This is a genomic window from Microcystis sp. M079S1 (genome assembly GCF_020246425.1).
In the GTDB taxonomy this organism is placed as follows: Bacteria; Cyanobacteriota; Cyanobacteriia; order Cyanobacteriales; family Microcystaceae; genus Microcystis; species Microcystis aeruginosa.
This window is the reverse complement of record NZ_JADBSZ010000281.1, coordinates 1-8,353: the sequence shown is the minus strand read 5'-3', so window position 1 is coordinate 8,353 and position 8,353 is coordinate 1. Positions and strand designations below refer to the sequence as shown.

Sequence of the window (8,353 nt, the reverse complement as noted above, 5' to 3'; positions counted from 1 at the left end):
GCTGTGGTTCTAGTAAGCTAAGACGCATTTAAAGCACTTATTCTTAAGATTAGCCGAATCTCCCCCAATCCCTTTACTGTTGCCTCTTGCCTCTTGCCTCTTGCCTCGTCTCAACAAGCAATTTAAATGCTTAACAGCTTATTACCAACCAGTTCTTTAACATATTGATAGAGCGTAGTACATAAATCTACCTCAATTCCTTTGCTAATTCCTCTAATTGACTGAGAGATAAGGTTTCAATTTTATTAAGCAGTCTGGGTTCAAGTTCTCCTACGGTTAGGTTAAACAGACGCAAAACTAATTTTTGTGCTTCTTCTCTTGAACCTTCTTTGAGAATACTTTGGTAAAAGACAGATTCTTTCATGATGTCCTCCCGAAATAGTGAGCGAATTAAACTTTTTTCAAAGCGCAAACCGGCTAAAAGTCCCGTACAACTAGCAAGATTTTGTCTTTGCTCTGTATCTTCTATTTGATTGACTTTTTGAGCAAATTGCGCTAATAAATCTGGGGGCGAGTCACTTTTGGTCAGGGGAGCAAAAGCTAACAAAGCCGGATTGTTTAAAAATAGGGTGGGGTCTTGCTCCCAGAGACGGATGACTCGATATTGATAGATGGTAGTTTCATCTCGATATTCCTCAGTAAAGGCGATTTGATTGCTGATTTTTTGGCAGAAAATGATGATTTGGATGACAGAACAGCGATATTTTCGTTTCAGTCTCACTGAATGGTCTAGCACCCGCAGGGGAACTGGAGGCTTGGATTGGGGTTGGGTTTGAAATTCTAAGTCTAGAATTTATCGTCCCATTCGCAACAGAATCAGGGAGTCGGCATAGATGGGGTCGAGACTCAATTCAGTTCTGAGAATGCGAAGTTTTTCTGGCTCAGTTTGAAGTAGCCACCGAACAAATTCGGCGGGATATTTTTCGGCCAGATATTTACAAGCATTGTCGTAAATCATGGTTTCTCAATGGGCTAGAGAAAATTGAGATTGGTCTCGCTTTATTCAAAATAATGCGCCAACTAATACAGCAGTTATCTTAATGGTGAGATACGAAGTTTTCCTTTTGGGGAGCCGGTCGTCGGTCGTCAACACCAAATTAAGTTATACCTTATGTTTATAAGGAAGGCTGTAACGGAAAAATTTATAACTAGCTGTGACATCAAGGTAGTCGGTTTTAGTATTCCCCACAATTACCCCAAAAATTCTATTCACACCTAAATTGTGACTTTTGACCGAGGCTGAGGTTGATTTTTTTAAGCATTATTTCCATTCTGACCTCTAAGAGCCGAAAATAAAGAGAGACGACCCAAACCCAAGATTGCTGGTGAGAAGGTTTCCTGACTGGGGGACTCTAGGTTGCATCCGGCAAATTCTTGCTGTATTCCTGTTAAGAAATAGGGCCAAATGGTCAAGAAAAAATTACCGCTAAAAATTATTCGATCAATATCCTCAAGACTTTTTTGCTGTTTTTCTAACAAATCATTAACTTTCTGTCTTAAATTATTTAGATATGGTAGAACCACCTCCTTATTTAAATCGGTGCGACTGACCGTCCAAGTATGACCGGCTAGAGAGGAGGTAAATTCGCTTTCTTCTTGGAGGATTAATTTGGTTAATCTAGCGGCTGCCAGTAAAGATTTTTTTAAGGGATTAGTATCGGTGAGATCGGAGGGGGAAAGAGGCAAAAAAGAACGCCAGAGAGGATAGATTAACTGAGAGAGTATGGCTCGTTCATAGGTGTTTTCCCCGTAGTTAAAATGGCTCATAGCGATCGCTTGACGGGATAAAGAGCGAGTTTGCGGTGGGACTTCCACTATTGCTAAAGTGGTGGTTTCCCGTTTCCCTTCGATCACCAGTAGGGTTTGGGGTTGCGGTTGATCGCTAGTGGGAATATAGGCCAGAGCAGTAGCGATCGCTGTTTCTAGACTAGAGAGGCGATCGGGGGGTATTAGTTGCGCTGTGAGAAGGGCTTTTTTCAGGTCATCCGTGGGGGTTTCCCCGTCGTCGGTGATAATGATAGCTTCTAATCGCTCCAGGGCTTCCCAGAGCCAAGAATCGGTGCTAAAATCCCGATCAGATAGCCAGCTAATTAGATATTCTTCCACCTGAGAGCAGGGTAAGCGATCGCTTGTTCCCGTTGCCAGACTCCAAGAAAGAGGATAAAAATCGATCAGTCCTTGGCTTTCCCGGAAAAAGACGATTTTCACCCCTGGTGGTTGTACCTCCATTCCCAGGGACCAACGGGCAACTTCAGGGGTTCGGTCGGGCAATAATAAGGGAGAAAGCAGCGCTCTGGCCGATTCTAAATGTTGACGAGTGGCGATCATTGTCTCGGAGGTAACTTCTTGCGGGCTAACTAGAGACGAAATCACCCTGGAAAGAATCCGATCGATCTCGGTCAGTAGGGAGGAAAAATCCTGTTTATTGGTCACTGGATAATTAAAAATACCCACAACTGTCTATTGTAGAATCACCCGCCTAAAACGGACAAAATTTAAATATTAAACTATGGAAGAAAAACGCTATCCTGCGGAAAAATCAGCAGAGATTCAAAAATTATTAGATACAGCCACTTTATTTGTCGGTTTACCTCCTGAAACCCTCGATAAAGTTACTTCTCATGCTGTCACCCTTACCCATCCTGCTAATCGGGCGATTTTATTGGAAAATGATTGGGGGGGTTCGGTTTACTTTATTCTCGATGGTTGGGTGAAAATTCGTACTTACAATATGGAGGGGAAAGAAGTCACCTTAAATATCGTCGGTAAAGGGGAAATAGTCGGAGAAATGGCCGCTTTAGAAGAATCTCCCCGCTCGACTGATGCTATCACCCTAACTACGGCCACAATTAGCAGTATTCCCGCCCAAGATTTTGTTAATCTGCTCAAATCGGAACCTTTAGCGGGAATTCGTCTTTCTCAGTTAATGGCCAAGCGTTTGCGTCAGCTTAACCGACGTTTACGTTTGCGCGAGGCCGATAGTCTCTCCAGAGTCGCCGATAGTTTACTCTTTTTAGCCGAAGGTCAAGGACAAAAAAGCGGTCAGGGTGCGATAATTCCTAATTTACCTCACCGGGAATTGAGTAGTATTAGTGGACTGGCCCGGGAAACCGTGACCCGATCCTTGACCAAATTGCAGAAAAAAGGACTGATTCAACGACAGCAGGAATCTCTCTGTATTCCCGATCTGGCCGCTTTAGAAAAAGCGATCACCTAAATTCAGTTATCAGTTATCAGTTATCAGTTATCAGTTATCATACTAAATCCAGTTATTAAAGACTGATTATTTATCCCCCCTTTTGCCTGTTGCCTGTTGCCTGTTGCCTTTTGCATGAGTGCCTATCTTCACTAGGAAATTTATTTTGCACGACTACTTATGACTGAAAGATTAACCGGTTTTGGAGTGGTGCTGGTGACAACAACCAGCGAAACGGAAGCGGAAAACTTAGCGATCGCCTTACTTAACGATCGCTTGGCAGCTTGTGTCAGTATTTATCCAATTCGTTCCATTTATCGTTGGCAGGGACAGATTGAAAACGAGAGCGAATGGCAATTAGCGATTAAAAGCGATTTAAAGCAGTTTGAGCAGTTATCGGCGAAGATACAGGAACTTCATACCTATGCAGTCCCAGAAATCATCGCTTTACCGATTGTGGCGGGTTCTCAGACCTATTTAGACTGGTTAGCCTCCCATACAGGTGGGGTGTCGGAATAGACCGATCGGTAAGTTTAGCGAAAAAAATCTATATAATTCTTAATAAACTATCTCAGGAAGCGCAAAAAGTTTTAATCTAGATGCTGATTAAATTTTTAAACATCTGGTTTTAAGACCGATCGCCTCCACGATTGGAGAACTCAGCACATCGTCAAGGGAGATAGTTAAAATCCAATGAGTCTTAAGGCAAGCGGTGGCAGCTCCTTAGCGCGTCCCCAACTCTATCAAACCGTCCCAGTATCTGCCATTACCCAAGCAGAACAACAAGACCGCTTTCTCGATAAACCCGAACTCAATGAACTGATCGCCTACTTCCAATCGGGGAGCAAGCGCTTAGATATTGCCCAAACGCTCACCCGGAACTCCGATCTGATCGTCTCACGGGCAGCTAACCGGATTTTTACCGGTGGTTCACCCATGGCTTACCTAGAAAAACCCCCCGTGGAAGAATTGGCCCTGGTGGGTGCGGGTAAAGTTATCAACGTCCAGGAAGGGATGAAATTAGGAACCGTTACCTACGCGGAAAGCGGCTCCGGTGGCGGCAGTGGCCTTCTCGGTGGCTTAAAAGGGATTTTCGCCTCTAGCGGCCCGATTCCCCCCGGATTCCGACCGATTAACGTCTCGCGTTACGGTCCGAGCAATATGCAGAAGTCCCTCCGGGATTTATCCTGGTTCCTGCGTTACATTACATACGCGATCGTGGCTGGTGATACCAGTATCCTGATCGTTAATACCCGCGGTTTAAGGGAAGTTCTCGAAAATGCCTGTTCCATTGATGCCACCATCGTGGCCCTACAGGAAATGCGGGCCGCTTCGATCGAGTATTTCCAAAGAGACAAGGATGCGGCCACTTTAATCAGTGACTATTTCAATATCCTACTGGGTGAATTAAAAGCCCCCACCCCCTCTAATAAACTGCGTCAGCGTCCCAGTAGTGACCAACAGGGTTTAAGTCTTCCCCAAAGCTACTACAACGCCGCCGAAAAACGGCAAAAGTTTGTCATGAAAACCGGTTTATCGGAGTCGGAAAAATCTTCGATTATCAAGGCCACCTACAGACAAATTTTTGAACGGGACATCACTCGCGCCTACAGTCAGTCCATTTCTGACCTAGAATCGAAGGTGAAAAACGGCGACATCTCGATGAAAGAATTCGTCCGTCGTCTCGGTAAATCGCCTCTCTACCGTAAACAGTTCTTTGAACCTTTTATCAATAGTCGCGCCCTAGAATTGGCTTTCCGTCATTTCCTCGGTCGCGGTCCTTCCTCCCGGGAAGAAGTGCAGAAATACTTCTCGATCGTCTCTAGCGGCGGTTTAGCGGCGTTAATCGATGCTTTAGTCGATTCTCAGGAGTATTCCGACTATTTCGGCGAAGAAACCGTTCCCTATCTCCGGGGTTTGGGTGCAGAAGCGCAGGAATGTCGTAACTGGGGGATGCAGATCGACCTGTTTAACTACAGCGCACCTTTCCGCAAAGTTCCCCAATTTATCACCACCTTTGCTAAATACGATCGCCCCTTACCGGATCAGCACGTTTACGGTTCCGGAAATGATCCCCTAGAAATCCAATTTGGGGCAATTTTCCCGAAAGAAACCCGCGAACCTAGTTCTAGTCCCGCTCCCTTCGGTAAAGATACCAAACGTATCCTCATCCACCGCGGACCTGCCACTAATAACCAAAATAGCAACCCCGGCGCCCGAGGTGAATTCCCCGGTACTTTGGGACCGAAAGTTTTCCGTCTCAATAACGAGTTACCCGGTTCTAGCAATGGGGTAAGCGTTAAATTTGGCGAAAGTTCCACCCAAAGAGTGATTTTAGCGGCTTATCGTCAGGTTTTCGGTCGAATGCCCTACGAAGGTCAGCGTTTATCCGTGGCCGAGATTAAGTTAGAAAATGGCGATATTACTCTGCGCGAGTTTATCAAAACCCTAGCTAAATCCGAGGCTTTCCGGAAAATCTACTGGACTCCTCTCTATGTGGTGAAAGCGATCGAATATATTCACCGTCGTCTGCTCGGTCGTCCCACCTACGGTCGTCAGGAAATGAATCAATACTTCGATCTTTGCTCGAAAAAAGGCTTCTATGCTTTAATCGATGCCCTTATCGACAGTCCTGAATATACGGAAGCTTTTGGTGAAGATACGGTTCCCTACGAGCGCTATCTAACTCCCCAAGGGATGCAGTTACGGATGGTGCGTTTGGGTAATCTCCGCGAAGATATCGGCCAAAGAGTTGATAAAGAGGAAACCCCGCGCTTTATTGAATTGGGTACACCTTCGGTCTCGATTCGCACTGAACCCGATATTCAATCTCGTGTCGGTCAAGGTGTCACGGTTCAACGGGAACAAACTAAGATCTTTAAACTGTTAACTAATCTGGATAAAGTTGCCGTACAAAATACTGTTCGCGCCGCCTATCGTCAGATTTTTGAACGGGATCTCGAACCCTATATCATCAATGCCGAATTTACCGCTTTAGAGAGTAAATTAAGCAATGCTGAGATCACGGTGAAAGAGTTTATTGAGGGTTTAGGTTGTTCGGATCTTTACCTGAAAGAATTCTATGCTCCCTATCCGAATACGAAAGTAATTGAATTGGGAACCAAGCACTTCTTAGGTCGCGCTCCCTTGAATCAAAAAGAAATCCAGAAATATAACCAAATTCTGGCAACTAAGGGATTAAAGGCCTTTATCGGTGCCATGGTTAATAGCATGGAATACCTACAATTATTTGGTGAAGATACGGTTCCCTATCGTCGTTTCCCGACTCTACCAGCCGCTAATTTCCCCAATACGGAACGGTTATACAATAAGCTGACTAAACAGGACAGTGAACTGGTTGTTCCCAGTTTTAAACCAGTAGTTAAGGTCGGTGGCTAATTAATTAGTCATTGCAGTTAATTAATTTAGCTCGTGTTCAACACGAGCTTTTTTCGGGACAAATTACTGGCCAAAATTTATCATCGTCAATCAAGGGGATAACAATGAGCCAAATTAAAGTTAAAGACTTCGGTCCAATTAAGGCGGGTTTAGTAGAAAATGATGGTTTTATCGACGTTCGGAAAGTAACGATTTTTATCGGTAATCAAGGAACTGGAAAAAGTAGCATTGCTAAATTAATATCAACATTAAGCTGGTTGGAAAAAGCTCTATATCGTGGAGATTTAGAGGAAAAATATGTGACTAAATATAATCGTTTTGTTAAATTTTGTCAGTACCAAAATTTAACCAATTACTTTTTACCCGAAACCCAAATTGAATACAATGGAGATGTTTATCGAATTAGTTTTAAAAATGCTAAATTATCGATCGAGCGTACTGATAATTCAAAGTATCGAGTACCAAAAATTATGTATGTACCAGCAGAGCGAAACTTTTTGAGTGCAGTAAGATGGCCAGAAAAACTCAAAGGACTGCCAGAATCATTATATACTTTCTGGGAAGAATTGGATCGCTCACAACAGGAATTATCTGGCAGTTTGACTTTGCCAGTAGGTGAGGTTAAATTGGAATTTGATAAACTCAATAGACTGGCAAAGATTGTGGGTAGTGATTATCAACTAAATCTATCAGAAGCTTCCAGTGGTTTTCAGTCTTTTGTTCCTTTATTTCTCGTTTCTCGAAATATTGCTTTATCGATTAATCGAACTCAAGAAACTTCCCGCAATGAACTCAGTGGAGAGGAGCAAAAAAGATTAAAAATGGAAATCGAGAAAATTCTCTCTAATGATAATCTTTCCGATGACCTAAAAAAGGCGGCACTAGAAGTGTTATCTTCTAAATACCGCAATGAGTGTTTTGTAAATATTGTGGAAGAAATCGAGCAGAATCTATTTCCTCAATCTCAGAAAAAGATTTTATATAAATTATTTGAATTTGCCAATTTAACCCAAGGAAATAAACTAATTTTAACTACTCATAGTCCTTATATTATCAACGATCTAACCCTAGCTATCAAAGCGGATAAAGTTATCAAAAAAATCCTATCATCAGCGATTTCTACCGCCGATTATCTCCAAGAAAAGCTCAATCAAATTGTGCCAAAAGGGGAGCATCTCACTTGTGCAATGAGTATTAATGCTTATAGCAGTCAAAAACTAGAAAATCTTGAACCTGATCACAAAGAGAAATGAGATTATAATAGTTATAACTTACGATTCAGAATATATCTCGATGGGAGGAACAGTCCAATGTGATCAGAAAATGAAAAAAGAATTAAAGAGTTATGTCAAGAGTTAGGGCAATGTCTTTATGAACAATCCCAAGTTGAGAAATTTAATAACTTGGCAGAGATAGAAGAGACTGTTAGAGATTTAATGATTCAGTATGTCAACCCAGAAATCGGTATTTTTTTGTCAAAACAAGCACAGGAGAAACAGCCGGTCGGACAAGAAAAGTAAAAAGTATTTTGGGCGAATTACCAATTACAGAAAAACAAGCGAAGAAGTTAGAAGTAAAGCCTCGGACTCAGATGAGTCCAATGTTAGAGAAGAACTGTTTGCTATTAAGTGGCGATGAATCCTACGAGAAATCGGCGCAGAAAATCAAATCATTGACAGGAATTGCTGTTTCTCACAGTACCCAACAACGCCTCGTGCATCGCTATGCTTTTGAAGAATTACCGTCTAACCCAGAAGT

The 8,353-nt window shown here is 42.8% G+C and carries 6 protein-coding genes and 2 pseudogenes; 5 read left to right on the top strand and 3 right to left on the bottom strand.

Translation table 11 applies throughout. From position 1 onward, the window contains the following. Positions 1-187 precede the first annotated feature (187 nt). From IM456_RS18355 to IM456_RS18345, 3 genes are all read right to left on the bottom strand, one after another. Positions 188-721 (bottom strand): DUF4351 domain-containing protein, encoded by a 534-nt coding sequence (locus IM456_RS18355; RefSeq protein WP_216645744.1) that lies wholly within the window; start codon positions 719-721, stop codon positions 188-190. A gap of 72 nt (positions 722-793) precedes the next feature. Beyond that, positions 794-958: a hypothetical protein gene (locus tag IM456_RS18350; protein ID WP_287694637.1), complete on the bottom strand. Its 165-nt coding sequence runs from the start codon at positions 956-958 to the stop codon at positions 794-796. Between the two features lie 296 nt (positions 959-1,254). Then, a complete protein-coding gene (locus tag IM456_RS18345) occupies positions 1,255-2,454 on the bottom strand; it encodes an acetate and sugar kinases/Hsc70/actin family protein (RefSeq protein WP_287694640.1) in 1,200 nt (399 codons plus the stop codon). 55 nt (positions 2,455-2,509) lie between these two features. Here IM456_RS18345 and IM456_RS18340 point away from each other — a divergent pair, with 55 nt between their 5' ends. From IM456_RS18340 to IM456_RS18320, 5 genes and pseudogenes are all read left to right on the top strand, one after another. Beyond that, entirely contained in the window at positions 2,510-3,217 is a 708-nt protein-coding gene (locus IM456_RS18340; protein ID WP_287694643.1) for a Crp/Fnr family transcriptional regulator, read from the top strand. Between the two features lie 159 nt (positions 3,218-3,376). Then, a complete protein-coding gene (gene cutA, locus IM456_RS18335) occupies positions 3,377-3,715 on the top strand; it encodes a divalent-cation tolerance protein CutA (protein ID WP_149988240.1) in 339 nt (112 codons plus the stop codon). A gap of 174 nt (positions 3,716-3,889) precedes the next feature. Continuing rightward, positions 3,890-6,595, top strand: a complete 2,706-nt coding sequence (locus IM456_RS18330; RefSeq protein ID WP_149988239.1) for a phycobilisome rod-core linker polypeptide — start codon at positions 3,890-3,892, stop codon at positions 6,593-6,595. 104 nt (positions 6,596-6,699) lie between these two features. Then, positions 6,700-7,761, top strand: a pseudogene (locus IM456_RS18325) (AAA family ATPase); the annotation flags it as partial. Positions 7,762-7,929: 168 nt separating this feature from the next. Further along, positions 7,930-8,353: pseudogene (locus IM456_RS18320) on the top strand (ISKra4 family transposase); the annotation flags it as partial.

Bases quoted from the DNA above. Each gene is read 5' to 3' on its own strand.
- IM456_RS18350 (WP_287694637.1), bottom strand. From the start codon at position 958: ATGATTTACGACAATGCTTGTAAATATCTGGCCGAAAAATATCCCGCC.
- IM456_RS18340 (WP_287694643.1), top strand. From the start codon at position 2,510: ATGGAAGAAAAACGCTATCCTGCGGAAAAATCAGCAGAGATTCAAAAA.
- cutA (WP_149988240.1), top strand. From the start codon at position 3,377: ATGACTGAAAGATTAACCGGTTTTGGAGTGGTGCTGGTGACAACAACC.
- IM456_RS18330 (WP_149988239.1), top strand. From the start codon at position 3,890: ATGAGTCTTAAGGCAAGCGGTGGCAGCTCCTTAGCGCGTCCCCAACTC.